This window comes from Streptomyces sp. NPDC006544 (genome assembly GCF_040611715.1).
Taxonomy (GTDB): Bacteria; Actinomycetota; Actinomycetes; order Streptomycetales; family Streptomycetaceae; genus Streptomyces.
On record NZ_JBEXOV010000229.1, the window covers coordinates 1 to 1,345 of the forward strand.

The 1,345-nt window shown below is 68.0% G+C and carries 1 protein-coding gene; it reads right to left on the reverse strand.

All coding sequences use genetic code 11. The features are described 5' to 3' along the window. Positions 1-33 precede the first annotated feature (33 nt). Complete coding sequence (locus tag ABZY44_RS37715) at positions 34-1,299, reverse strand: IS30 family transposase (RefSeq protein WP_356662073.1); 1,266 nt, start codon at positions 1,297-1,299, stop codon at positions 34-36. Between the last annotated feature and the right edge of the window lie 46 nt (positions 1,300-1,345).

A 1,345-nucleotide genomic window follows, 5' to 3' on the forward strand; every position in this document is an offset into this window, starting at 1 on the left:
GGCGAATTCAAGGGGTCGTGGCAACACCGCTGGTCATGCGGCTGTTGTGAGGAGCTTAGCGAGGCGCTCGGCTGGGGTTTCCCAGTCGAGCGTCTTGCGTGGGCGGCCGTTGAGTTCGGCTGCGACGGCGTCCAGATGCTCGCGGCTGTGCCGGGAGAGGTCGGTGGCCTTGGGGAAGTACTGCCGCAGCAGTCCGTTCGTGTTCTCGTTTGAGCCGCGCTGCCAGGGGCTGGAGGGGTCGCAGAAGTAGACCGGCATGCCCGTGGCCATGGAGAACTGGTGGTGCAGGCCCATCTCGGAGCCCTGGTCCCAGGTGAGCGAGCGTCGCAGGTGGGCCGGGAGTTGGCCGATCGTGTCGATGAGTGCGTCGCGGACGGTGATGGTGTCGCGGTTGCCGGGCAAGTGGACCAGCATCACGTAGCGGGTGGTCCGCTCGACCAGGGTGCCGATCGCGGAGCCGTTGTTCTTGCCGATGATCAGGTCGCCTTCCCAGTGACCGGGAACGGCCCGGTCATCGGCCTCGGCCGGCCGGTCGCTGATCATCACCATCGGTGCCGGATAGCGCGGAACACGCTGGTCAGGACGGCGCTGAGGCTTGCGGAGGGTGCGGCCGGTCCGCAGGGCCCTGGTGAGTTCTCGGCGCAGTTCACCCCGGCCTTGGACGTAGAGGGCCTGGTAGATCGTCTCGTGCGACACGTGCATCTCCGGCTGGCCGGGGAAGTGCAGGCGCAGACTCCGGCTGATCTGCTCGGGACTCCACTTCAGCCCCAGCCACGACTGGATGGTGTCACGCAGCAGCGGACATGCCGCGATCTTCCCGCCCTTGGGACGGGGCCGCCTGGCCCGTGCGCGGGCATGCGCTGCGTGCGGCCGGTACTGGCCGTTCGCGGGATGGCGGTTGCGGCGGATCTCCCGGCTGACGGTGGACGGGCTGCGTCCGAGCTCGGCCGCGATCGCACGGACGGTGGCCTTCTCCCGCAGCCGGTCAGCGATGTGTATCCGCTCGTCCTCGCCGAGATACCGGGAGTCCCCGCGGACCTCGATCAGCCGCGTCTTCGCGGTTCTGACGGCACGGACCGCGACCGAGGACGCATCTTTCGCCCTCGGCCGCGGTCTCTTCGCCCGGCCCTTCGGCCGTCCGTACCGCCACTCCCTGCCGGTCCGATCGTGGACCCCCACGATCCGGCAGGCCTGCGCGTTACTCATTCCTTGATCCACAAGGGAAAGGTAGAGCTCACGCTCCTCCAGGAGCTTCCTGGGCCCCTGCGGCCTCCGGTCTTCCCTGACATCGAAGTCCACTGCAACTCCCTACGGACGGGTGTTGCAACGACCTCTTGAACTGAAG